The sequence below is a fragment of the Enterobacter cloacae complex sp. P6RS genome, assembly GCF_014982245.1.
GTDB lineage: Bacteria > Pseudomonadota > Gammaproteobacteria > Enterobacterales > Enterobacteriaceae > Enterobacter > Enterobacter bugandensis.
This window is the reverse complement of record NZ_JADCLB010000004.1, coordinates 12,875-37,162: the sequence shown is the minus strand read 5'-3', so window position 1 is coordinate 37,162 and position 24,288 is coordinate 12,875. Positions and strand designations below refer to the sequence as shown.

Sequence of the window (24,288 nt, the reverse complement as noted above, 5' to 3'; positions counted from 1 at the left end):
CTTGCAAAACTTTAAGAATCAACGAGAGGATTCACCATGTCTGTAATTAAGATGACCGATCTGGATCTGGCAGGTAAACGCGTTTTCATCCGTGCCGATCTGAACGTACCGGTTAAAGATGGCAAAGTGACCAGCGACGCGCGTATCCGTGCATCTCTGCCAACCATTGAACTGGCTCTGAAGCAGGGCGCTAAAGTGATGGTCACCTCCCACCTGGGCCGTCCAACTGAAGGCGAGTACAACGAAGAGTTCTCTCTGCTGCCGGTTGTTAATTACCTGAAAGACAAACTGTCCAACCCGGTTCGCCTGGTTAAAGATTACCTGGACGGCGTAGACGTTGCCGAAGGTGAGCTGGTTGTTCTGGAAAACGTTCGCTTCAACAAAGGCGAAAAGAAAGACGACGAAACCCTGTCCAAAAAATACGCTGCACTGTGCGACGTATTCGTGATGGATGCATTCGGTACAGCGCACCGTGCGCAGGCATCTACCCACGGTATCGGTAAATTCGCAGACGTCGCGTGTGCGGGTCCTCTGCTGGCTGACGAACTGGAAGCACTGGGTAAAGCACTGAAAGAACCTGCTCGCCCAATGGTCGCTATCGTTGGTGGTTCTAAAGTGTCTACCAAACTCACCGTTCTGGATTCCCTGTCTAAAATCGCTGACCAGCTGATCGTGGGCGGTGGTATCGCGAACACCTTCGTTGCCGCTCAGGGCCACAACGTGGGTAAATCCCTGTACGAAGCAGACCTGGTTGACGAAGCCAAACGCCTGCTGGGTACCTGTGATATCCCGGTTCCAACTGACGTTCGCGTGGCGACCGAGTTCTCCGAAACCGCAACCGCGACCCTGAAATCTGTAAACGACATCAAAGACGAAGAGCAGATTCTGGACCTGGGCGACGTTTCTGCACAGAAACTGGCTGAAATCCTGAAAAACGCAAAAACTATCCTGTGGAACGGTCCTGTTGGCGTGTTCGAATTCCCGAACTTCCGCAAAGGGACTGAAATCGTGGCTAACGCAATCGCAGACAGCGAAGCGTTCTCTATCGCAGGCGGTGGTGACACCCTGGCAGCAATCGACCTGTTCGGTATCGCTGACAAGATCTCCTACATCTCCACTGGTGGCGGCGCATTCCTCGAATTCGTGGAAGGCAAAGTACTGCCAGCAGTAGCAATGCTCGAAGAGCGCGCTAAGAAGTAAGCCATTCAAGGGCAGGGAAACCTGCCCAATTTTCAGCGCGCTTTTAAGAGCTCGCACCTTTTCTAACGGCCGAAGATACAGGACTAAGCAACATGTCTAAAATTTTTGATTTCGTAAAACCTGGCGTTATCACTGGTGATGACGTACAGAAAGTGTTCCAGGTAGCTAAAGAAAACAACTTCGCTCTGCCAGCAGTTAACTGCGTAGGTACCGACTCCATCAACGCCGTACTGGAAACCGCTGCAAAAGTTAAAGCACCGGTTATCGTTCAGTTCTCTAACGGCGGCGCTGCGTTCATCGCAGGTAAAGGCGTGAAAACTGACATTCCTCAGGGTGCTGCTATCCTGGGTGCTATCTCTGGTGCGCACCACGTTCACCAGATGGCTGAACACTACGGTGTTCCAGTTATCCTGCACACTGACCACTGCGCGAAGAAACTGCTGCCGTGGATCGACGGTCTGCTGGACGCGGGTGAAAAACACTTCGCGGCAACCGGTAAGCCACTGTTCTCTTCTCACATGATCGACCTGTCTGAAGAGTCACTGCACGAAAACATCGAGATCTGCTCTAAGTACCTGGCGCGCATGGCCAAAATGGACATGACCCTGGAAATCGAACTGGGTTGCACCGGTGGTGAAGAAGACGGCGTGGACAACAGCCACATGGACGCTTCTGCCCTGTACACCCAGCCAGAAGACGTTGATTACGCTTACACCGAGCTGAGCAAAATCAGCCCACGCTTCACCATTGCAGCGTCCTTCGGTAACGTGCACGGCGTTTATAAGCCAGGTAACGTGGTTCTGACCCCGACCATCCTGCGCGATTCTCAGGAATACGTTTCCAAGAAACACAACCTGCCGCACAACAGCCTGAACTTCGTCTTCCACGGCGGTTCCGGTTCTTCTGCTCAGGAAATCAAAGACTCCGTAAGCTACGGCGTAGTGAAAATGAACATCGATACCGACACCCAGTGGGCAACCTGGGACGGTATCCTGCAGTACTACAAAGCGAACGAAGCTTACCTGCAGGGCCAACTGGGCAACCCGAAAGGCGAAGACCAGCCGAACAAGAAATACTACGATCCACGCGTATGGCTGCGCGCTGCTCAGACGTCCATGGTGACCCGTCTGGAGCAGGCTTTCAAAGAACTGAACGCAATCGACGTTCTGTAATTTGAGCTGCTGACAGCATCAGAAGGCCCGCAAATGCGGGCCTTTTTTTATGTTTTTTCAATACCCTGTCAGACCTGTTTTTGTGATCTGTTTGGCAAAGCCGGTGCTTTTTGTTTACCCTTTACTGACCTGCCTGTCTCCATGGGGGATGGATTTTGTGTTTTGGTTTAACAAAAGGAAGAATAAATGGAACAACTCGATGTTGTAGACAGCATCAATAACGCCGGCAACTGGCTGGTGCGCAACCAGGCCCTGCTGCTGAGCTATGCCGTGAACATTGTCGCGGCGATTGCCATCATCATCGTCGGGATGATCGTGGCGCGTATCGTGTCGAACGCCGTCAACCGTGTGATGGTCGCGCGACACATTGACGCCACGGTGGCTGACTTCCTCTCCGCACTGGTGCGCTACGGCATTATCGCCTTCACGCTGATTGCCGCGCTGGGCCGTGTTGGGGTGCAAACCGCCTCCGTGATTGCCGTTCTTGGCGCCGCCGGTCTGGCCATTGGTCTGGCACTGCAGGGCTCGCTTTCAAACCTGGCGGCGGGCGTACTGCTGGTGACTTTCCGTCCGTTCCGTTCCGGTGAATATGTTGACCTTGGCGGCATCGCCGGTACCGTGTTGCAGGTACAGATTTTCTCTACCACCCTGCGTACCGTCGATGGTCGTATTGTGGTGGTACCGAACGGGAAAATCATAGCGGGCAATATCATTAACTTCTCCCGCGAGCCGGTGCGTCGTAACGAGCTAATCATCAGCGTGGCGTATGATTCCGATATCGATCAGGTGAAGTCGCTGATCGCGAATATCATCGCCTCTGACGACCGCATTCTGAAGGACCGCGAGCAGACGGTTCGCCTGAACGAACTGGGTGCTTCCTCTATTAACTTCGTGGTGCGTATCTGGAGCAAAAGCAGCGATCTGCAAAACGTTTACTGGGATGTGCTGGAGCGCATCAAGCGCGATTTCGACGCCAACGGCATCAGCTTCCCTTACCCGCAGATGGACGTAAACGTCAAAAAAGTCAAAGAAGCAGAATAACGTCACCCGTAGGCCCGGTAAGCGCTCGCGCCACCGGGCTTTACTTTCATAAGCTCCGCTAATACCCAATTAATATTATCCATTTCCTCTAATGTGATTCGCGCAGTATAGTCAGCCTCCAGAACAACACTGCGAGAAAATCGTCATGCTATCTTATTATTTTCAAGGGCTTGCCTTAGGTGCGGCCATGATTTTACCCCTCGGCCCGCAAAACGCCTTCGTAATGAATCAGGGCATTCGCCGCCAGTATCATCTGATGATTGCCCTGCTGTGCGCGGTGAGCGATCTGCTGCTGATTTGCGCCGGCATTTTTGGCGGCAGCGCGCTGCTGATGCAGTCCCCCTGGCTGCTGGCGCTGGTGACCTGGGGTGGCGTGGCGTTTCTGCTGTGGTACGGATTCGGTGCGTTGAAAACGGCGATGAGCAGCAACCTCGAACTGGCGAGCGCGGAAGTCATGAAGCAGGGCCGCTGGAAGATTATCGTCACCATGCTGGCGGTCACCTGGCTAAATCCGCACGTCTACCTCGACACCTTCGTAGTGCTGGGCAGCCTGGGCGGACAGCTGGACGTTGAGCCGAAACGCTGGTTTGCGCTCGGCACGGTTAGCGCCTCTTTCCTCTGGTTCTTCGGTCTCGCCATTCTGGCGGCATGGCTGGCGCCTCGTCTGCGGACTGCCAAAGCCCAGCGCATTATTAATACCCTGGTGGGGCTGGTGATGTGGTTTATTGCTTTTCAGCTGGCAAAAGAGGGCATTCACCACGTCCAGGAATTGTTCAACTAATCCTTGTCTTATGGACAACTGAGCAAGACCCGCTAAGCTTGCTGGCATGAGCCCTGTTGTTGGGGCACTCTTCGCAACATGGAGGAATGACAGTGAAGTTTAAAGTGATGGCCCTCGCGGCATTAGTAAGTTTCGGTGCGGTGTCGGCGCAGGCAAGTGAACTGCCGGATGGCCCGCACATCGTCACGTCAGGCACCGCAAGCGTGGACGCGGTACCGGATGTTGCAACCCTGGCAATTGAAGTGAATGTGGCTGCAAAAGATGCCGCTTCCGCCAAAAAACAGGCAGACGATCGTGTTGCGCAATATCTCTCTTTCCTGGAACAGAACGGTGTTGCTAAAAAAGACATCAGCTCTGCGAACCTGCGTACCCAGCCCGATTACGACTACCAGAACGGCAAAAGTATCCTGAAAGGCTATCGCGCCGTGCGCACTGTGGAAGTGACCGTGCGTCAGCTGGACAAGCTGAACTCTCTGCTGGACGGCGCGCTGAAGGCCGGCCTGAACGAAATTCGTTCCGTGTCGCTGGGCGTTGCGCAACCGGAGAAATACAAAGACGAAGCGCGTAAAGCGGCGATTGATGATGCCATTCATCAGGCGGAACAGCTGGCGTCTGGCTTCAAGAGCAAGCTTGGCCCGGTATACAGCGTGCGTTACCACGTCTCTAACTACCAGCCAAGCCCGATGGTTCGGATGATGAAGGCGGACGCCGCGCCGGTTTCTGCTCAGGAAACCTACGAGCAGCCAACGATTCAGTTCGACGATCAGGTTGATGTGGTGTTCCAGCTGGAACCCGTTGCAGCACAGCCGAAACCTGCACAATAATCAATAGGCCGGGTAAGGCGTAGCCGCCACCCGGCTTTTCATTTTAATCCTGTCTCAACACCTTATGTCCAAATGCCAGCAGCGCATCAGTCACGTTGCGCATCATGCGGCTTTCCGGCGCAAAACGGTGCCAGTAGAGCATCCGGCGCTGATACAGCCCCGGCGTCAGGTCAATCAGCTCACCGCTTTTCAACTCTTTCTCAATCTGTAAATGCGGGATCATGCAGCAGGTGGTGCCCTGACGCGCCAGCTGCACGAAAGCTTCGGACGAGTTAACGATATGACACGGCACGCTGCCCGGCGGCAGATCGAAGTTTTGCTGCAAAAACGCCTGGTGCATATCGTCCAGATGGTCGAACGCCACGGCAGGGGCTTTCAGCAGCGCGGCGCGGGTGACGCCATTCGGGAAGTAGCGCTCCGCAAAGGCTTTTGAACCGACAAACAGGTAGTCGAGCGCGCCCAGCTGATCGACAAGACAGCTTGGCAGTGCCTGAGGCTGGATACTGACCGCCCCAACCACTTCGCCGCGACGCAGGCGCTCCTGGGTGCGGGTTTCATCTTCGACCTGAAGATTCAGGCGGATAGGGGAGTCGGCCAGCACCGGCGCAAGAGCTGGCAGCAGCCAGGTCGCCAGACTGTCGGCGTTCACCGCCAGCGAGAGCAGCAGCGGCGTGGAACCCGTTTGTTCGTCACCCAGCCACTCGTCTTCCAGGAGTTCAACCTGGCGCAGCAGGGCGAGAAGCTTTTGTCCTTGCTCCGTTGGGCGCGGCGGTACGGTACGCACCAGCAGCGGCTGCCCGAACATATTTTCAAGCTGTTTGATACGCTGTGATACGGCGGACTGGGTGATGCACAGCTTTTGCGCTGCGCGCTCAAAGCCGCGTTCACGAATAACTGCATCAAGTGCCTGTAGTGTTCTGTAGTCCGGACGTTTCATTGCTCTGGCTGGCTCCTAAATTTTGCTTAATCTGCACTATGACACAATTTTCCCTTCCTGACAGACGAAATCCATTCGACGTGTTCTATAATGCGCCCTGAGTTTTCACACCACAGGCAAAACGATCATGACGCAGGATGAACTGAAAAAAGCAGTAGGATGGGCCGCTCTCCAGTACGTACAGCCAGGGACCATTGTCGGTGTTGGTACGGGGTCAACGGCGGCGCACTTTATCGATGCACTGGGCACGATGAAGGGGCAGATCGAGGGCGCGGTTTCCAGCTCCGATGCGTCCACGGAAAAGCTGAAAAGCCTCGGCATTACCGTTTTCGATCTCAACGAAGTGGATCGTCTGGGCATTTACGTTGATGGCGCGGATGAAATCAACGGCCATATGCAGATGATCAAAGGCGGCGGCGCGGCGCTGACCCGTGAAAAGATCATCGCCTCCGTGGCGGACAAGTTCATCTGCATCGCGGATGCCTCCAAGCAGGTCGACATTCTGGGTAATTTCCCGCTGCCGGTTGAAGTGATCCCGATGGCGCGCAGTGCGGTTGCCCGTCAGCTGGTGAAGCTGGGCGGCCGTCCGGAATACCGTCAGGGCGTGGTCACCGACAACGGTAACGTCATCCTCGATGTTCACGGTCTGGAGATTCTCGACGCGATTGCGCTGGAAAACGCCATCAACGGCATTCCAGGCGTCGTCACCGTAGGGTTATTTGCCAACCGCGGCGCGGATGTGGCGCTGATCGGTACGGCTGACGGTGTGAAAACCATCGTAAAATGATCTGATGGGGGGAGTGCTCCCCCCGCTAAAAAATTTTTGAAAAGCTAAATTTGGTGACTTGTGTCACGCTTTTCCGCCTCTTTTGCCGATCCTGCCACGTTTGTAAATTTCCTCAGCATTTTACTCTGTCATTTTGCCCTGTATGACTTTTCTTCAGAGTGCCGACGCAAACGTTCATATTGCTGCAATAGTTTTTTTTGATATGTTGGCTACAGCGGATTTCAATCCAGCACAACATCAGTTCAGATAAAAACAGGGTCGGGGAAATGGCAAAGGTATCACTGGAGAAAGACAAGATTAAATTCCTGCTGGTCGAGGGCGTGCATCAGAAAGCGCTTGATAGCCTTCGTGCGGCGGGTTACACCAACATCGAATTTCACAAAGGCGCGCTGGACACGGAAGAGCTGAAAGCCGCCATCCGTGATGCCCACTTCATTGGCCTGCGATCCCGTACCCATCTGACTGAAGACGTGATTGCCGCGGCAGAAAAGCTGGTTGCTATTGGCTGTTTCTGCATCGGCACCAACCAGGTCGACCTGAACGCTGCCGCAAAACGCGGTATCCCGGTCTTTAACGCCCCGTTCTCTAACACCCGTTCCGTGGCGGAGCTGGTAATTGGCGAGCTGCTGCTGCTGCTGCGCGGTATCCCGGAAGCTAACGCCAAAGCGCACCGCGGCGTGTGGAACAAACTGGCCGCGGGCTCATACGAAGCCCGTGGTAAAAAGCTGGGTATCATCGGCTACGGCCACATCGGTACCCAACTGGGGATCCTGGCGGAATCGCTGGGGATGCACGTCTACTTCTACGATATCGAAAGCAAGCTGCCGCTGGGTAACGCGACGCAGGTACAGCATCTGTCTGACCTGCTGAACATGAGCGACGTGGTCAGCCTGCACGTGCCGGAAAACGCCTCCACCAAAAACATGATGGGCGCGGAAGAGCTGGCGCTGATGAAGCCGGGATCTCTGCTGATCAACGCCGCGCGTGGTACGGTGGTCGATATCCCTGCGCTGTGCGATGCGCTGAAGCGTAAGCATCTGGCGGGGGCGGCCATCGACGTGTTCCCGACGGAACCTGCCACCAACAGCGATCCGTTTAACTCTCCGCTGTGCGAATTCGACAACGTGATCCTGACGCCGCACATCGGCGGTTCTACTCAGGAAGCGCAGGAGAATATTGGTCTGGAAGTGGCGGGTAAGCTGAGCAAATACTCCGACAACGGTTCTACGCTCTCTGCTGTGAACTTCCCGGAAGTGTCTCTGCCGCTGCACGGCGGTCGTCGTCTGCTGCACATCCATGAAAACCGTCCTGGCGTGCTGACCGCAATTAACCAGATTTTTGCCGAGCAGAGCGTCAACATTGCCGCCCAGTATCTGCAGACCAACTCGCAGATGGGCTATGTGGTCATTGATATCGAAGCGGATGAAGACGTGGCTGAAAAAGCGTTGCAGAGCATGAAGGCCATTCCGGGAACGATTCGCGCGCGCCTGCTGTACTGATGGTGCGGTCTGTGGTGTCGGGTGGCGGCTACGCCTTACCCGACCTACGTTGAGCTTTTGTAGGCCGGGTAAGCGTAAGCGCCACCCGGCTTTATGCTACCAAAGCCACGTTTTACCTGGCGTTACCACCGCAGGCAGCGGAATATCCCATTTCTCCACCGGCAAGGCTTCTACAGCCTGGCAATCATGCGCATAGCCCACCGGCTGCAACCCATACTGCCGCCAGTTTTGCAGCGTTCGGTCGTAAAAACCGCCGCCCATACCTAAGCGCTGTCCCTGCTCATCAAACGCCACCAGCGGCGTAATCAGCACGTCCAGCTGTGACAGCGGGAGTACGTCGCGCACGTCGAGTTTCGGTTCGGTGATTTTCAGACGATTCACCACCAGTTCGCTGTGCGGATGGTAATGCAGAAACAGCAGATTGCCCCGGCTGAACGGATGCAGTACCGGCAGGTAAACTTTTTTCCCGGCGCGCCAGAGTTGGTCGATAAGCGGCTGGGTGTCCAGTTCGCCGTCAAACGAGAGAAACAGCGCGACGGTGTTTGCCATCACCACGGGCGGATAGGCCATCATGCGGGCAGCGGCCTGCTGCGCAAAGTGTGCTTGTTGTTCGGACGTAAGGGCGCGACGACGCTGGCGAATGAGCTGACGGATGTCCTGGCGTGAAGCAGAAACTTCAGGGAATTGAGTCATGGTAGTCGGTAGAAGAAGAGAGAGGGAATCTCCGAGATGCCGCCGCAGGCTGTAACCCTTGAACCCTTGGTTCAAGGTGAATGTGTCGTCATAGTTTTAAGGCTTCTCGGACGAACCGAGCATGCTCACCAACCATGGAGCGCCACATTCTTGTGGTATGAAATATCGGCTCAGGGGACTGGCCCGCTTGCAAACATCTCAGAGAAATTTTGTCTTCACAGTTACTCTACCATAGTCAACTGCGAAGTGTTATTCAAACTTTGGTCCCGGTCTTTCGGGATTGCGACCTTGATCAAGCAACGCCTGTTCAATGGTCTGCTGGAGCATTTTAATGCGCTGCTCCATGCTAGCCGCGTAATCGCGGGTCTTCGCTTTTTCCTGAGTCAGTTCATAGCTGATGTTCAACGCGGCGATGAAAACCAGCTGCTCAGTATTTGTGACTCTAGTGCGTTCTTTTAGATCTTGCAACCGCTGATTCAAATCGTCCGCAGCCTGATTCAAAGCATCCCTTTGTTCAGGCGGACAATTCACTCGCAGTGAACGGCCAAAAATCTGGAGATCGACGGGTTGTGCAGACATGCCACCTTCCTGCTGATTGACTGCGCTGCCTTCGCTTACTGCCCCGGGGGCTGCGAAGGGGCGACACTATAGCTACCCTGATGTGAAGATACAAGCCCTTTTCTGGTATCACCAGGGTCCAAAGTGGTAGCATATCATGAATATCCTCCCTTTGATGACGAATGCGTATGTCTATACAGAACGAAATGCCTGGTTACAAGGATTTAAACCAGTTACTGAACCAGCAGGGAGTCGGTCTTACCCCTGCCGAAATGCACGGTCTGATCAGCGGCATACTGTGCGGCGGAAACAGCGACAGCTCATGGCAGCCGCTGATCCACGACCTCACCAACGAAGGGCTGGCGTTTGGCCACGAACTGGCGGAAGCGCTGCGAAAAATGCACGCGGCAACCAGCGATTCGCTGGAAGACGATGGCTTCCTTTTTCAGCTTTATCTGCCTGAAGGCGACGATGTCAGCGTCTTCGATCGCGCCGATGCGCTCGCGGGGTGGGTAAACCACTATCTGCTTGGCCTGGGCGTCACCCAGCCTAAGCTTGATAAAGTCACCGGCGAAGCGGGTGAAGCGATTGACGATCTGCGCAACATCGCCCAGCTTGGCTACGATGAAGAGGAAGATCAGGAAGAGCTGGAAATGTCTCTCGAAGAGATCATCGAGTACGTGCGCGTGGCGGCGCTGCTGTGCCACGACAACTTTACGCGCTCGCAGCCGACCGCGCCGGAAGTTCGCAAGCCAACCTTACATTAAGAAAAATAACGCACAGGAGGGTGTCATGGTTATCTCGCAACAAGAGTATTTGCGCCGTCGTCAGGCGCTGCTGGCAAACATGCAGCCGGGAAGCGCGGCGCTGATTTTTGCCGCGCCGGAAGTGACGCGCAGCGCCGACAGCGAATACCCCTATCGCCAGAGCAGCGATTTCTGGTACTTCACCGGCTTCAACGAGCCGGAAGCGGTGCTGGTGCTGATTAAGAGCAATGACACCCACAACCACAGCGTGATTTTCAACCGCGTACGAGACTTAACCGCTGAGATCTGGTTTGGCCGCCGCTTAGGGCAAGAGGCCGCCCCGGAAAAGCTGGGCGTTGACCGCGCGCTGGCGTTTAGCGAAATCAACCAGCAGCTCTATCAGCTGCTTAATGGCCTCGACGTGCTCTATCACGCGCAGGGCGAATACGCCTACGCCGATGAGATTGTTTTCAACGCGCTGGAAAAACTGCGTAAAGGCTCGCGGCAGAACCTGTCCGCGCCCGCCACCCTCACGGACTGGCGTCCGGTGGTGCACGAGATGCGTCTGTTCAAATCTGAAGAAGAGCTGAACGTGCTGCGCCGTGCGGGCGAAATCAGCGCCCTGGCGCACACCCGCGCGATGGAAAAATGTCGTCCCGGAATGTTTGAATACCAGCTGGAAGGCGAAATTCACCACGAATTTAACCGCCACGGCGCGCGTTATCCCTCCTACAACACCATCGTTGGCGGCGGGGAAAACGGCTGCATTCTGCACTACACAGAAAACGAAAGCGCGCTGCGCGACGGCGATCTGGTGCTGATTGACGCCGGTTGCGAATATCAGGGCTACGCCGGCGACATCACGCGTACCTTCCCGGTGAACGGCAAGTTTTCGCCAGCGCAGCGGGCGATTTATGACATCGTTCTCGAATCACTCGAGACGGCGCTGAAGCTGTATCGCCCGGGCACCTCCATTCAGGAGGTGACCGGTGAGGTGGTGCGCATCATGATTACCGGGCTGGTTAAGCTTGGGATCCTCAAAGGGGATGTCGATACCCTGATTACCGAGAATGCTCACCGCCCGTACTTTATGCACGGCCTGAGCCACTGGCTGGGGCTGGACGTGCACGACGTGGGCGCGTACGGCCCTGAACGTTCGCGCGTGCTTGAACCGGGCATGGTGCTGACCGTCGAGCCGGGCCTGTACATCGCGCCGGATGCCGACGTGCCAGAGGAATACCGCGGAATTGGCATTCGTATTGAAGACGACATCGTCATCACCGAAACCGGCAACGAAAACCTGACCGCGAGCGTGGTGAAAAAAGCGGACGATATCGAGGCGCTGATGGCAGCGGCGCGCGTATGAGCGTGATTATCGTTGGCGGCGGCATGACTGGCGCCACGCTGGCGTTAGCCATCTCGCATTTGACGAAGGGGCAGCTTCCGGTGCATCTGGTTGAAGCCGTCGCGCCGCAGGCGAAGAATCACCCTGGGTTTGATTCCCGCGCCATTGCCCTGGCGCAGGGCACCTGCCAGCAGCTATCCCGCATTGGCATCTGGCAGGCCATCGCCGACTGCGCTACCGCCATTAATACCGTGCACGTGAGCGATCGCGGTCATGCCGGGTTTGTGACGCTGGATGCCCATGATTACCGTATTGACGCGCTGGGTCAGGTCGTTGAACTGCACGATATTGGCCTGCGCCTGTTCCGCCTGTTGCAGGACGCGCCGGGCGTTACGCTGCACTGCCCGGCACGCGTTGCCAGCTTCACCCGCAGTGAAGACGCGGTCAGCGTAACGCTGGACAATGGCACCGTGCTTGACGGACAGCTTCTGGTGGCGGCTGACGGGTCGCGCTCGGCGCTCGGCACCCAGTGCGGGGTAGAGTGGCGGCAGCAGCCTTACGGGCAGGTCGCGGTCATCGCGAACGTCTCGACCGCAGCAGAACACAACGGCCGGGCGTTTGAGCGCTTCACCCAGCACGGCCCGCTGGCGATGCTGCCGATGACGGGCGGGCGCTGCTCGCTGGTCTGGTGCCACCCGCAGGAAAAGGCCGAAGAGGTTAAATCCTGGTCCGACGAACGTTTTTGTACCGAGCTGCAGAAAGCCTTTGGCTGGCGGCTGGGGCGTATTACCCATGCCGGGAAACGTGCGGTCTATCCACTGTCGTTAACCACGGCATCACAGTCTGTTTCTCACCGCGTGGCGCTGGTCGGCAACGCGGCGCAAACCCTCCACCCCATCGCCGGGCAGGGCTTTAACCTCGGCCTGCGAGATGTGATGAGCCTGGCCGAAACGCTTTCGCGGGCGTGGAGCGAACAAAAAGACTGTGGCGCTTACCCGGTGCTAAGCCATTACCAGGCGCGACGTCAGGCCGATAAAGAGGCGACGATTGGCGTCACCGATGGTTTAGTCCATCTCTTTGCCAATCGCTGGGCGCCGCTGGTTGTTGGTCGCAACCTCGGGCTGATGGCGATGGAACTGTTCATTCCGGCACGTGACGTGCTGGCGCAGCGGACCCTGGGTTGGGTCGCGCGTTAAGGAGTTATCACTGTGCAAAATGTTGATGTTGCCATCGTTGGCGGCGGAATGGTTGGGCTGGCGCTGGCCTGTGGATTACAGGGCAGCGGCCTGCGCGTGGCCGTGCTGGAGCAAAAGCAGCCCCAGCCTGTCGCATCTGATGCCCCGCCGGAACTCCGCGTGTCGGCGATTAACGCGGCCAGCGAAAAGCTTTTAACGCGTCTCGGCGTCTGGTCAGATATCGTCGCCCAGCGCGCCAGCTGCTATCACGGAATGGAAGTGTGGGACAAAGACAGCTTTGGCCATATTGCCTTTGATGATGAAAGCATGGGCTATAGCCATCTGGGGCATATCATAGAGAATGCGGTGATCCACCACGCGCTGTGGCAGAAAGCAGAGCAGTGCAGCGACGTGACGCTGGTTGCGCCTGCGCAGATCCAGCAGGTGGCATGGGGCGAAAACGAGGCGTTTATCACCCTGCAAAGCGGCGACATGCTGACCGCGCGTCTGGTGGTCGGTGCCGACGGCGCTAACTCCTGGCTGCGCAACAAGGCCGATATCCCGCTGACGTACTGGGATTACCGCCATCATGCGATGGTGGCAACGATCCGTACTGAAGAGCCGCACGGCGGCGTTGCGCGGCAGATTTTCCACAACGACGGCATACTGGCGTTCCTGCCGCTTGCCGATCCGCACCTGTGCTCGATTGTCTGGTCCCTGGTGCCGGAGAAAGCCCAGCAGATGCAGGAGGCGACGCCGGAGGCCTTTAACCAGGCGCTGTGCGTGGCGTTTGATAATCGCCTTGGCCTGTGCACGCTTGAAAGCGAGCGGCTGGTTTTCCCGTTAACCGGCCGCTACGCGCGTCAGTTTGCCGCGCACCGTCTGGCGCTGGTGGGGGATGCTGCCCATACCATTCATCCGCTGGCCGGGCAGGGCGTTAACCTCGGCTTTATGGACGCGGCGGAACTGGTGGAAGAACTGCGTCGCCTGCACCGTGAGGGTAAAGATATCGGCCAGCATCTGTATCTGCGTCGCTACGAGCGCAGCCGCAAGCACAGTGCGGCGATGATGCTGGCAGGAATGCAGGGCTTCCGCGAGCTGTTTGCCGGGGCAAATCCGGCGAAAAAACTGCTGCGCGATATCGGCCTCAAGCTGGCCGACACCCTTCCCGGCGTCAAACCTCAACTTCTTCGTCAGGCAATGGGTCTTAACGATCTTCCCGACTGGTTACGCTAACCTCGATCCCCGTCACACTTTATTTTCCCGGCCTCTGCGCCGGGGAAATCCCCTCGTTTGAAATATTCTAATTCCACGCCATTTTTCGCATTAGTTATTCTCATGTCGTGATTTTTACGTGACGGAAATTCGGCCCGTTTTTCCGCACGAAATATCACCATGTGCTAAATCCTGTTAGATCATTGTTAATTTTGTGCGGGGTTAATCGCATTTTTCCAGTGAATAACTCTGTAGGCTTTTCAGCGTTTTTTGGTCATAAGCTAATGTGATGACCCGTTTTACCTTATGGTTAACCGCCGGTTTCGGTGGTAAGTTCAGGTAAAAGAGAACGTTTGCGTCGGCATTCGGGAACGAGGCCGATACCGGGTTTCACGGTGAATTTTTCAACGAGGACAAGATGGCTCAACAGACTCCTTTGTACGAACAACACGTGTTATGCGGCGCCCGCATGGTGGACTTCCATGGCTGGATGATGCCGCTGCACTACGGCTCGCAGATTGATGAGCACCACGCGGTGCGCACCGATGCCGGTATGTTCGACGTGTCCCACATGACGATTGTCGATCTGCACGGTAGCCGCAGCCGGGAGTTTTTGCGTTATCTGCTGGCAAACGACGTCGCCAAACTGAAGACGCCGGGTAAAGCGCTCTATACCGGCATGCTGAATGCCTCGGGCGGCGTGATTGACGACCTTATCGTCTACTACTTCACCGAAGATTTCTTCCGCCTCGTTGTAAACTCCGCCACCCGCGAAAAAGACCTCTCCTGGATCACCCAACACGCCGAACCTTATGCCGTCGACATCACCGTCCGTGACGATCTGTCGCTGATCGCCGTGCAGGGACCAAACGCGCAGGCAAAAGCCGCCTCTCTCTTTAACGACGAGCAGCGCACCGCCACCGAAGGCATGAAGCCGTTCTTCGGCGTGCAGGCGGGGGATCTGTTTATCGCCACCACCGGCTATACCGGTGAAGCGGGCTACGAAATTGCGATGCCGAACGAGAAAGCTGCCGATTTCTGGCGTGCGCTGGTAGAAGCGGGCGTGAAGCCTGCGGGCCTGGGCGCGCGCGATACGCTGCGTCTGGAAGCGGGCATGAACCTCTACGGTCAGGAAATGGACGAAGGCGTCTCTCCGCTGGCGGCCAACATGGGCTGGACCATCGCGTGGGAACCGGCTGACCGTGACTTTATTGGCCGTGAAGCGCTGGAGATGCAGCGCGAGAAGGGCACCGAACGACTGGTGGGACTGGTGATGAAGGAAAAAGGCGTGCTGCGCGGCGAGCTGCCGGTGCGCTTTACCGATGCTGACGGCAATCATCGCGAAGGCGTGATCACCAGCGGAACCTTCTCCCCGACGCTGGGCTACAGTATTGCACTGGCACGCGTGCCGGCAGGCATTGGCGACACGGCGGTAGTGCAAATCCGCAACCGCGAAATGCCGGTCAACGTGACCAAACCGATTTTTGTTCGCGCCGGTAAGCCGGTCGCCTAACTATTTTTATCAGGAGAACTTCAATGAGCAATGTGCCAGCAGAACTGAAATACAGCAAAGAACACGAGTGGCTGCGCAAAGAGGCGGACGGCACTTACACCGTAGGGATCACCGAGCACGCGCAGGAGCTGCTGGGCGACATGGTGTTTGTTGACCTGCCTGACGTGGGCACGACTGTTAGCGCGGGCGACGACTGCGCCGTGGCGGAGTCCGTAAAAGCGGCGTCTGACATCTACGCACCGGTAAGCGGTGAGATTGTTGCGGTCAACGACGCGCTGAGCGATTCGCCAGAGCTGGTCAACAGCGAGCCGTATGAAGGCGGCTGGATCTTCAAGATCAAAGCCAGCGACGAATCGCAAGTTGCCGCGCTGCTGGATGCAACCGCGTACGAAGCACTACTGGAAGACGAATAACGTTGTGCCGGATGGCGCTGCGCTTATCCGGCTTACAGGGCCCGGTAAGCGGTAGCGCCACCGGGCAACAGCGTTACAGATAACTACGATTCACTGCACGTATCAGGAACCATCGCTCATGACACAGACTTTAAGCCAGCTTGAAAACCGTGGCGCCTTCATTGAACGTCACATTGGGCCGGATGCTCAGCAACAGCAGGAGATGCTGAAGACGGTTGGCGCGGATTCATTAGACGCACTGATCGGCCAGATTGTGCCAAAAGACATCCAGCTTGCCACGCCGCCTCAGGTAGGGGAAGCCACCACGGAGTTCGCCGCGCTGGCGGAGCTGAAGGCTATTGCAGGCCTCAACAAGCGCTATAAGTCTTACATTGGCATGGGCTACACCAACGTGCAGTTACCGCCGGTTATCCTGCGCAACATGCTGGAAAACCCGGGCTGGTACACCGCTTACACCCCTTATCAGCCAGAAGTCTCCCAGGGGCGTCTGGAAGCGCTGCTGAACTTCCAGCAGGTGACGCTGGATCTGACCGGTATGGATATCGCTTCCGCCTCTCTGCTGGATGAAGCGACCGCCGCTGCCGAAGCGATGGCGATGGCAAAGCGCGTAAGCAAGCTGAAAAATGCTAACCGCTTCTTCGTGGCGGCGGACGTGCATCCCCAGACGCTGGACGTGGTGCGCACCCGTGCAGAAACCTTCGGCTTTGAGGTGATCGTCGACGACGCCGACAAAGTGCTGGATCACCAGGACGTCTTCGGCGTGCTGCTGCAGCAGGTGGGCACCACCGGCGAAGTTCACGACTACGGCGCGCTGATTGCCGAGCTGAAATCCCGCAAAGTGGTTGTCAGCGTTGCCGCCGATTTTATGGCGCTGGTGCTGCTGACGGCGCCGGGCAAACAGGGCGCGGATATTGTATTCGGCTCTGCGCAGCGCTTCGGCGTGCCGATGGGCTACGGCGGCCCGCACGCGGCGTTCTTCGGCGCGAAAGATGAATTCAAACGCTCCATGCCAGGCCGTATCATTGGCGTGTCAAAAGATGCTGCCGGTAATACCGCGTTGCGCATGGCGATGCAGACCCGCGAGCAGCATATCCGCCGCGAGAAAGCGAACTCCAACATCTGTACTTCCCAGGTACTGCTGGCAAACATCGCCAGCCTGTATGCGGTATTCCACGGTCCGGCTGGCCTGAAACGCATTGCCAGTCGCATTCACCGCCTGGCCGATATTCTGGCCTGCGGCCTGCAGCAGAAGGGCCTCAAGCTGCGCCACGCGCACTACTTCGACACCCTGTGCGTGGAAGTGGCAGACAAAGCCGCCGTGCTGGCGCGCGCGAATGCAGCAGAAATCAACCTGCGCAGCGACATCCACAACGCGGTCGGCATTACGCTGGATGAAAGCACCACTCGCGACGATATCCTGAACCTGTTCAGCGTGTTGCTGGGCGACGCTCACGGTCTGGACGTTGATACGCTCGACAAAGAGGTCGCGCTCGACAGCCGCTCCATTCAGGAAAGCATGCTGCGCAATGACGCGATCCTGACTCACCCGGTGTTCAATCGCTATCACAGCGAAACCGAGATGATGCGCTATATGCACTCTCTGGAGCGCAAGGATTTGGCGCTTAACCAGGCGATGATCCCGCTGGGCTCCTGCACCATGAAGCTGAACGCCGCGGCAGAGATGATCCCGATTACCTGGCCTGAATTCTCCGAACTGCACCCGTTCTGCCCGCCAGAACAGGCGGAAGGCTATCACATGATGATCAACCAGCTTTCAGACTGGCTGGTGAAGCTGACCGGTTACGACGCGCTCTGCATGCAGCCGAACTCCGGCGCGCAGGGTGAATACGCGGGCCTGCTGGCGATCCGTCACTATCACGAAAGCCGTAACGAAGGTCACCGCGATATCTGCCTGATCCCAAGCTCCGCCCACGGCACCAACCCGGCCTCAGCCCAGATGGCGGGCATGGAAGTGGTGGTGGTCGCGTGCGATAAGAACGGCAACATCGATTTGGCCGACCTGCGTGCGAAAGCCCAGCAGGCGGGCGACAAGCTCTCCTGCATCATGGTGACCTACCCGTCCACCCACGGCGTGTACGAAGAGACCATCCGTGAAGTGTGCGAAGTGGTGCACCAGTTTGGCGGTCAGGTATACCTCGACGGCGCGAACATGAACGCTCAGGTGGGCATTACCTCTCCGGGCTTTATCGGCGCGGACGTGTCGCACCTGAACCTGCATAAAACCTTCTGCATTCCGCACGGCGGTGGCGGCCCGGGCATGGGACCAATCGGCGTGAAAGCGCACCTGGCGCCGTTTGTGCCGGGGCACAGCGTGGTGCAGATTGAAGGCATGCTGACCCGTCAGGGCGCGGTCTCTGCGGCACCGTTCGGCAGCGCATCAATCCTGCCAATCAGCTGGATGTACATCCGCATGATGGGCGCGGAAGGGCTGAAGCAGGCGAGCCAGGTGGCTATTCTGAACGCCAACTACATTGCGACTCGCCTGAAGTCTGCCTTCCCGGTGCTCTATACCGGCCGCGACGGTCGCGTGGCGCACGAGTGCATTCTGGATATTCGTCCGCTGAAAGAGCAGACCGGCATCAGCGAGCTGGATATCGCCAAGCGTCTGATCGACTACGGCTTCCACGCACCAACCATGTCGTTCCCGGTTGCGGGGACGCTGATGGTGGAGCCGACCGAGTCTGAAAGCAAAGCCGAGCTGGACCGCTTTATCGACGCGATGCTGGCCATCCGCATGGAGATCGACCGCGTGCAGGACGGCGAATGGACGCTGGAAGATAACCCGCTGGTCAACGCCCCGCACACCCAGCACGAGATGGTGGCAGAGTGGAACCACGGTTACTCCCGCGAGCTGGCCGTCTTCCCGGCAGGCGTGGCAAACAAATACTGGCCGACCGTGAAGCGTCTTGATGACGTTTACGGCGACCGTAATCTGTTCTGCTCCTGCGTGCCGATGAGCGAATACCAGTAAGTATTTGCCATACTGTAGGCCGGGTAAGCGTAAGCGCCACCCGGCTTTTTTTTATCTGGAGGTTGTGAATGGCAATTGCACTGGTCACCGGCGCGAGCCGGGGCATTGGGAAAGCCACCGCGCTGCAGCTGGCACGTGAAGGCTACACCGTGGCGGTGAACTATTACCACAACATTAAAGCCGCGACGGACGTTATCAATCAGATCGTTGAGGCCGGCGGTAAAGCGTTTGCCGTGCGTGCGGACATCAGCGATGAAGCTCAGGTGCTGGCGATGTTTGACAGCATCGATCGTGAAGGTGAGCCGCTTCGCGCGCTGGTCAATAATGCAGGCATTCTGTTTGAGCAATCCACCATTGAGAATCTCTCCGCAGAGCGCATTAACCGCGTGCTGGCGACCAACGTCACGGGCTACTTTCTCTGCTGTCGTGAAGCGGTGAAACGCATGTCCATCAAGCATGGCGGCAAGGGCGGGGCGATTGTGAATGTCTCTTCCGCCGCGTCTCGTCTGGGCGCGCCGGGTGAATATGTCGATTACGCTGCTTCTAAAGGCGCGGTAGATTCGCTGACAACCGGGCTATCGCTGGAGGTGGCGGCGCAGGGTATTCGCGTGAACTGCGTGCGGCCTGGGCTGATTTATACCGATATCCATGCTTCCGGCGGAGAGCCGGGGCGAGTGGATCGCGTAAAATCGTTACTGCCGATGCAGCGCGGCGGCCAGCCGGAAGAGGTGGCGCAGGCGATTGTCTGGCTGCTGAGCAAGAAGGCGTCTTACGTTACGGGCAGTTTTATCGAGCTGGCTGGCGGGAAGTAAACCCCTCACCCTAACCCTCTCCCCAAAGGGAGAGGGTTAGGTGCCCGGCGTTAAAGTTTCTCGCCGTTGCTGGCAATCACGCCTTTATACCACTTGAAGCTCTTCTTACGGGAGCGCGACATGTCGCCCGTGCCGTCGTCGTGCTTGTTGACGTAGATAAAGCCGTAGCGCTTGCTGTACTGACCGGTGGTGAACGACACGCAGTCGATGCAGCCCCACGGCGTATAGCCCATCAGATCCACGCCATCGTGGGTGACGGCTTTGATCATCTCTTCCACGTGGGCACGCAGATAGTCGATGCGATAGTCATCGTTGATGCTGCCGTCTTCTTCCACCTTATCGTAGGCGCCGAAGCCGTTTTCAACGATAAACAGCGGCTTCTGGTAACGCTCGTAAAGTTCGCTCAGGGAATAACGCAGGCCCACCGGGTCAATCTGCCAGCCCCAGTCGGACGCCTTCACGTGCGGGTTCGGCACGCTGCCTTCAAAGCCGGAAATGGCGTCACCTGTGCCGCCTTCCGCCTTCACCGCGTTGGTCATGTAGTAGCTGAAGCCTAAGTAGTCGCAGGTACCTTCACGCAGGATCTGCTCGTCGCCCGCCTCCATTTTGATGGAAAAGCCGCGGCGCTCCCACTCGTTCAGCACGTAGGACGGGTAGTAACCACGCAGTTGGACGTCGGTAAAGACATAGCGCTCGCGCATGGATTCCTGGGCGAACATCACGTCTTCCGGCTTGCAGGAGAACGGATAGAGCGCCACCATCGCCAGCATGCAGCCGACTTTCATCTCCGGGTTGATGCGGCGCGCGGCTTTCACCGCCAGGGCGCTGGCCACAAACTGGTGGTGCAGCACCTGGTACATGGTCTCTTCCGGGTTGTCATGTTCGGTGTAGACCACGCCCGAGCAGCAGTAGCCGAACAGCGGGGCGCGCCAGTTTCGCTGGTTGTTGATTTCGTTGAAGGTCATCCAGTATTTGACCTTGTGCTTGTAGCGCTCAAACACCACTTCCGCGAAGCGCACGAAGAAATCGACCACTTTGCGGTTGGTCCAGCTACCGTACTCCTGCACCAGGTGCAGCGGCATTTCGAAGTGGGAGAGGGTGATCACCGGTTCGATGTTGTACTTCAGCAGCTCATCGAACATGTCGTCGTAAAACTTCAGCCCTTCTTCGTTTGGCTGCGTTTCGTCACCTTTCGGGAAGATGCGCGTCCAGGCGATAGAGGTACGGAAACACTTGAAGCCCATCTCGGCAAATAGCTTGATGTCTTCTTTATAGTGGCCGTGGAAGTCGATGGCCTCGTGGTTTGGGTAGTATTTACCCGGCACCACCTCCTGCGTGATTTCGCGCGGCACGCCGTGTGCGCCGCCGGTCAGCACGTCGCAAATGCTTGGCCCTTTGCCGCCTTTGTTCCAGCCGCCTTCAACCTGATGAGCGGCAACAGCGCCGCCCCATAAAAAATCTTTCGGTAAGGTTATTTTTTTCATCGCTGCTATTCTCAATAAATGGCTTATTGGCATTGAGTCTAGCAAAGCGAAATTGAATGTCACGATATAACAATTTGCGAAAATTGTGATTTGTCACATCGAAAAAACAGGGTGTTTTATTCCGTCAGTTTTTTCGCCAGCTTGCGTCCGAGAGATTCCAGAATATAAATGACGGGAATTTGCGTGGTGATATCGTAGGCGCCGCCAATTCGCGTCTGGGGAACGTGCCAGGAGAGATTAAAGTCCGCCAGTTTTGCCAGGCGCGAGTGCTCGTGGCTGGTGATAGAGAGCACCTTGCAGTGATGCAGGCTGAACTGGCTGGCGAAGCGCAGGATCTCCTCGGTTTCGCCCGAGACGGAGAGCACAATCGCCAGCGCATTTTTCGCCATATCATTGGTAACCGGGAAATAAGGGTCATCAATATGATTACTGAATTTACCAATATTTGAAAAGAAGCGTGCGCCATATTTGGCCAAAGAGCCTGACGTGCCCGCCCCGACAAATATAATTCGCTCGGAGGACAAAATGATATTTACCGCGTCATTTAATAGCGCGTCGAACTCTTCATTATTCACGCTTTTAAAGAAGCTGATAATTTCGCTGGCGCCGAAATTCGCCTGCTGGGGCTCGTTCTGCTCAAGATAGAGCTTAAAGCGCACGCGAAATTCAGAATACCCTTCGCAGTTGAGCTTGCGGCAAAAGCGCAGGATAGTGGTGGTTGAGACGCCAGCCGCATCCGCCAGTTCGCGGATGGTCATGTACATCACTTTGTCCCGGTTTTTGATGACATAGTTGTAGACCATCATTTCCAGGTTATTGAGACTGGCAATGGCGGAGTGGGTGAACATACTCACAGTGGCAAAACTCTCATTCAGACCTCATTTATCCATCATATCATGCAGCCAGACGGCAGGAGCCAATTTTATGCCATTGATTAGTAATGCTTAAATTTTTATGTGAACAAATGTCAGGTGAGTTTTTCGTTTATGTTTTTGATTTTTATTGTAAAAATTTACGCCAAAATTATTTTGGCTAACAGGTGTTCACTGGAATCATTCTCAGTTAGCATAGTCATGCGATGAATAATCATTTTTAGTTTTCCCGGAGTTTAGTATGGCGAGCAGACCATTAATCGCACAGGGATATTCGCTGGCTGAGGAAGTAGCCAACAGCATCAGCCACGGCATTGGCCTGGTGTTTGGGATTGTCGGTTTAGTGTTATTGCTGGTACAGGCGGTGGATACCAATGCCAGCGCGATGGCTATTACCAGCTATAGCCTGTATGGCGGAAGTATGATCCTGCTGTTCCTGGCCTCGACGCTCTATCACGCGATTCCGCATCAGCGGGCCAAAATATGGCTTAAGAAATTTGACCACTGCGCTATCTATCTGCTGATTGCGGGTACCTATACGCCTTTCCTGCTGGTGGGGCTAAACTCACCGCTGTCGCGCGGCCTGATGATTGTTATCTGGAGCCTGGCGCTGCTGGGGATCCTGTTTAAGCTGACCATTGCGCACCGGTTTAAAGTGTTGTCGCTGGTCACCTATCTGACGATGGGCTGGCTGTCGCTGATTGTGGTGTATCAGCTGGCGATTAAGCTGGCAGTAGGGGGCGTCACGCTGCTGGCGGTGGGCGGTGTGGTCTACTCGCTGGGCGTTATTTTCTACGTCTGCAAGCGCATTCCATACAACCATGCCATCTGGCACGGCTTTGTGCTGGGCGGCAGCGTGTGCCACTTTTTGGCGATTTATTTGTACGTGGGGCAGGTTTAGTTTGTTGTCGGGTGGCGGCTTCGCCTTACCCGACCTGGATTTGCACCCGTAGGCCCGGTAAGCGCAGCGCCACCGGGCGATAGAGCATCACTCTTGCAGTGAATACGGTAGCGGCTCAATACTCAACGTATTCGCGTCGTCGCGCACACGGAACACGCTGTCCGCTTCCATGTCGTTGTTCATTACAGCCTGTACCAAAAGACGGCCATCGTCCAGCTGGACTGCGGCTAACACGGTACCGGTGCGGCGCCAGTTGTCGCCCATCTTCAGTTCTAAGTCTTCACCTGCTTCCGGTACGCGGCTGGCATGGCCTGCCAGTGTCCACAACGCGCGTTTGTTTGCCCCACGGAATTTTGCACGCGCGACCATTTCCTGACCGGTGTAGCAGCCTTTTTTAAAGCTGATTCCCCCCAGCGCCTGCAGGTTAGTTGCCTGAGGAATAAACTGCGCGCTATTGGCTGCGTCAATTACCGGCAGACCCGCTTCGATGTTCAGCGCCAGCCACTGCTGGCTGTTGTTGAGCTGCGCTTCGCCGCGCAGCTCCTCGGTCACGCGTTCGGCTGTTGCGGCATCCGTGACTAACAGGAAGCGCTCTGCCGGGTATTCAAACCAAAGGATGGAAGTCGCGCCCTCGCTGACCACCTGTTTTTCTGCATCCGGCAGTTCAGCAAACAGGTTTTTCAGCGCCGCACGCGCCTGGAAGCCCGCCACGCCCAGCAGAACATGTTCGTCGTCCGGGGCGATGGTGACTTTGGAAAAGACCGCGTATTTTTTCAGTTCTTTGAGCTGCGCATCGCGCAGGCTGCGGCGCTCAATAAAGGCAAAACCGTCCTGACGGCGGAAGAGACGCAGGTTGCTCCACATTTTGCCCTTAGGATCGCAGTGCGCGGCCAGCAGATGCTGGTGTTCAGTCAACTGCGCAACATCCGCAGTCACCTGACCCTGCAAGTATTTTTCGGCGTCGGCGCCGGAGAGGGTTGCCAGCGCCCAGTCATCAAGAGAAATAAGCGTCAGCGGCAGACGCGCAGAGGCGGCGGGCTGGCGAGGAGAAAATGGTGTAAAGGCCATAACGGTATCCTGAATTGCTTAACGCTTTGATAATGCCTAATGGTAAAAGAGCCTGCAGGCATTGCAAGCGCTTTCAGCAGACCATTTGTGCCATAAACGGGTTATGCGTAGCGCTACGCAAAATAGTGTAATCCGCTGTCTATGTAGGGATTATTCTGGAAGCCAGCTCGTCAAACGCAATATTCCAGTAATGAAACGGTCAAAAACACGTTACACTAGCTGGTGTCCCCGTAGAGAAATTAAGAACAGAAAACGGGGTA

General features: G+C 56.5%; 22 protein-coding genes and 1 other RNA gene. 16 read left to right on the top strand and 7 right to left on the bottom strand.

Annotated elements, in window-relative coordinates; all coding sequences use genetic code 11:
• The first annotated feature begins 36 nt into the window (after nt 1–36).
• From pgk to INF73_RS02435, 5 genes are all read left to right on the top strand, one after another.
• On the top strand, nt 37–1,200 hold the full coding sequence (pgk, locus tag INF73_RS02455) for a phosphoglycerate kinase (protein WP_028014337.1): 1,164 nt from the start codon (nt 37–39) through the stop codon (nt 1,198–1,200).
• Nucleotides 1,201–1,292: 92 nt separating this feature from the next.
• Nucleotides 1,293–2,372 (top strand): class II fructose-bisphosphate aldolase, encoded by a 1,080-nt coding sequence (gene fbaA / locus INF73_RS02450; RefSeq protein WP_008499731.1) that lies wholly within the window; start codon nt 1,293–1,295, stop codon nt 2,370–2,372.
• 186 nt (nt 2,373–2,558) lie between these two features.
• Nucleotides 2,559–3,413 carry a small-conductance mechanosensitive channel MscS gene (gene mscS, locus INF73_RS02445; RefSeq protein ID WP_003860082.1) on the top strand — a complete coding sequence of 285 codons (855 nt, stop codon included), beginning with the start codon at nt 2,559–2,561 and terminating at the stop codon, nt 3,411–3,413.
• Nucleotides 3,414–3,558: 145 nt separating this feature from the next.
• Nucleotides 3,559–4,194, top strand: a complete 636-nt coding sequence (gene argO, locus INF73_RS02440; protein WP_021242063.1) for an arginine exporter ArgO — start codon at nt 3,559–3,561, stop codon at nt 4,192–4,194.
• A 92-nt stretch (nt 4,195–4,286) separates the two neighbouring features.
• Complete coding sequence (locus tag INF73_RS02435) at nt 4,287–5,018, top strand: oxidative stress defense protein (RefSeq protein WP_028014336.1); 732 nt, start codon at nt 4,287–4,289, stop codon at nt 5,016–5,018.
• A 43-nt stretch (nt 5,019–5,061) separates the two neighbouring features.
• On the opposite strand, the gene argP is transcribed toward INF73_RS02435, so the two are convergent.
• On the bottom strand, nt 5,062–5,955 hold the full coding sequence (argP, locus tag INF73_RS02430) for a DNA-binding transcriptional regulator ArgP (protein WP_003860089.1): 894 nt from the start codon (nt 5,953–5,955) through the stop codon (nt 5,062–5,064).
• Nucleotides 5,956–6,082: 127 nt separating this feature from the next.
• Between argP and rpiA the strand changes: the two genes are divergently transcribed.
• Nucleotides 6,083–6,742 carry a ribose-5-phosphate isomerase RpiA gene (rpiA, locus tag INF73_RS02425; RefSeq protein ID WP_003860091.1) on the top strand — a complete coding sequence of 220 codons (660 nt, stop codon included), beginning with the start codon at nt 6,083–6,085 and terminating at the stop codon, nt 6,740–6,742.
• Nucleotides 6,743–7,008: 266 nt separating this feature from the next.
• Nucleotides 7,009–8,241, top strand: coding sequence for a phosphoglycerate dehydrogenase (serA, locus tag INF73_RS02420; protein ID WP_041908347.1), 1,233 nt, complete (start codon nt 7,009–7,011; stop codon nt 8,239–8,241).
• Nucleotides 8,242–8,337: 96 nt separating this feature from the next.
• On the opposite strand, the gene INF73_RS02415 is transcribed toward serA, so the two are convergent.
• The 3 genes from INF73_RS02415 to zapA all read right to left on the bottom strand — a co-directional run bounded on the left by INF73_RS02415 (nt 8,338) and on the right by zapA (nt 9,513).
• Complete coding sequence (locus INF73_RS02415; RefSeq protein WP_048960956.1) at nt 8,338–8,934, bottom strand: 5-formyltetrahydrofolate cyclo-ligase; 597 nt, start codon at nt 8,932–8,934, stop codon at nt 8,338–8,340.
• Between the two features lie 24 nt (nt 8,935–8,958).
• A non-coding RNA gene (gene ssrS / locus INF73_RS02410) (6S RNA) lies at nt 8,959–9,142 on the bottom strand.
• Nucleotides 9,143–9,183: 41 nt separating this feature from the next.
• Nucleotides 9,184–9,513, bottom strand: coding sequence for a cell division protein ZapA (gene zapA, locus INF73_RS02405; RefSeq protein WP_006811891.1), 330 nt, complete (start codon nt 9,511–9,513; stop codon nt 9,184–9,186).
• Between the two features lie 167 nt (nt 9,514–9,680).
• On the opposite strand from zapA, the gene INF73_RS02400 reads away from it, so the two are divergent.
• The 8 genes from INF73_RS02400 to INF73_RS02365 all read left to right on the top strand — a co-directional run bounded on the left by INF73_RS02400 (nt 9,681) and on the right by INF73_RS02365 (nt 19,703).
• Nucleotides 9,681–10,259 carry a YecA family protein gene (locus INF73_RS02400; protein ID WP_028014333.1) on the top strand — a complete coding sequence of 193 codons (579 nt, stop codon included), beginning with the start codon at nt 9,681–9,683 and terminating at the stop codon, nt 10,257–10,259.
• Between the two features lie 31 nt (nt 10,260–10,290).
• Nucleotides 10,291–11,604 carry a Xaa-Pro aminopeptidase gene (gene pepP, locus INF73_RS02395; RefSeq protein WP_120247341.1) on the top strand — a complete coding sequence of 438 codons (1,314 nt, stop codon included), beginning with the start codon at nt 10,291–10,293 and terminating at the stop codon, nt 11,602–11,604.
• Nucleotides 11,601–12,779: a 2-octaprenyl-6-methoxyphenyl hydroxylase gene (ubiH, locus tag INF73_RS02390; RefSeq protein WP_193359757.1), complete on the top strand. Its 1,179-nt coding sequence runs from the start codon at nt 11,601–11,603 to the stop codon at nt 12,777–12,779. Before pepP ends, ubiH begins: the two co-directional genes overlap by 4 nt.
• A gap of 12 nt (nt 12,780–12,791) precedes the next feature.
• Entirely contained in the window at nt 12,792–13,994 is a 1,203-nt protein-coding gene (ubiI, locus tag INF73_RS02385; RefSeq protein ID WP_193540881.1) for an FAD-dependent 2-octaprenylphenol hydroxylase, read from the top strand.
• Between the two features lie 397 nt (nt 13,995–14,391).
• Nucleotides 14,392–15,486 (top strand): glycine cleavage system aminomethyltransferase GcvT, encoded by a 1,095-nt coding sequence (gene gcvT, locus INF73_RS02380; RefSeq protein ID WP_193540879.1) that lies wholly within the window; start codon nt 14,392–14,394, stop codon nt 15,484–15,486.
• Nucleotides 15,487–15,509: 23 nt separating this feature from the next.
• Entirely contained in the window at nt 15,510–15,899 is a 390-nt protein-coding gene (gene gcvH / locus INF73_RS02375) for a glycine cleavage system protein GcvH (protein WP_008499718.1), read from the top strand.
• 118 nt (nt 15,900–16,017) lie between these two features.
• On the top strand, nt 16,018–18,891 hold the full coding sequence (gene gcvP / locus INF73_RS02370; protein WP_192971652.1) for an aminomethyl-transferring glycine dehydrogenase: 2,874 nt from the start codon (nt 16,018–16,020) through the stop codon (nt 18,889–18,891).
• Between the two features lie 68 nt (nt 18,892–18,959).
• Nucleotides 18,960–19,703, top strand: a complete 744-nt coding sequence (locus tag INF73_RS02365) for an SDR family oxidoreductase (protein WP_193540877.1) — start codon at nt 18,960–18,962, stop codon at nt 19,701–19,703.
• Nucleotides 19,704–19,753: 50 nt separating this feature from the next.
• Here the strand turns inward: INF73_RS02365 and bglA are convergent, their stop codons facing one another.
• A complete protein-coding gene (gene bglA, locus INF73_RS02360) occupies nt 19,754–21,187 on the bottom strand; it encodes a 6-phospho-beta-glucosidase BglA (protein WP_193540875.1) in 1,434 nt (477 codons plus the stop codon).
• Between the two features lie 116 nt (nt 21,188–21,303).
• Entirely contained in the window at nt 21,304–22,035 is a 732-nt protein-coding gene (locus tag INF73_RS02355; protein ID WP_193541034.1) for a MurR/RpiR family transcriptional regulator, read from the bottom strand.
• Nucleotides 22,036–22,300: 265 nt separating this feature from the next.
• Here INF73_RS02355 and INF73_RS02350 point away from each other — a divergent pair, with 265 nt between their 5' ends.
• Nucleotides 22,301–22,960, top strand: coding sequence for a hemolysin III family protein (locus INF73_RS02350; protein WP_023331242.1), 660 nt, complete (start codon nt 22,301–22,303; stop codon nt 22,958–22,960).
• Between the two features lie 87 nt (nt 22,961–23,047).
• Here INF73_RS02350 and ygfZ read toward each other — a convergent pair whose 3' ends face one another.
• Nucleotides 23,048–24,028 (bottom strand): tRNA-modifying protein YgfZ, encoded by a 981-nt coding sequence (gene ygfZ, locus INF73_RS02345; RefSeq protein ID WP_193540873.1) that lies wholly within the window; start codon nt 24,026–24,028, stop codon nt 23,048–23,050.
• Nucleotides 24,029–24,288 lie beyond the last annotated feature (260 nt).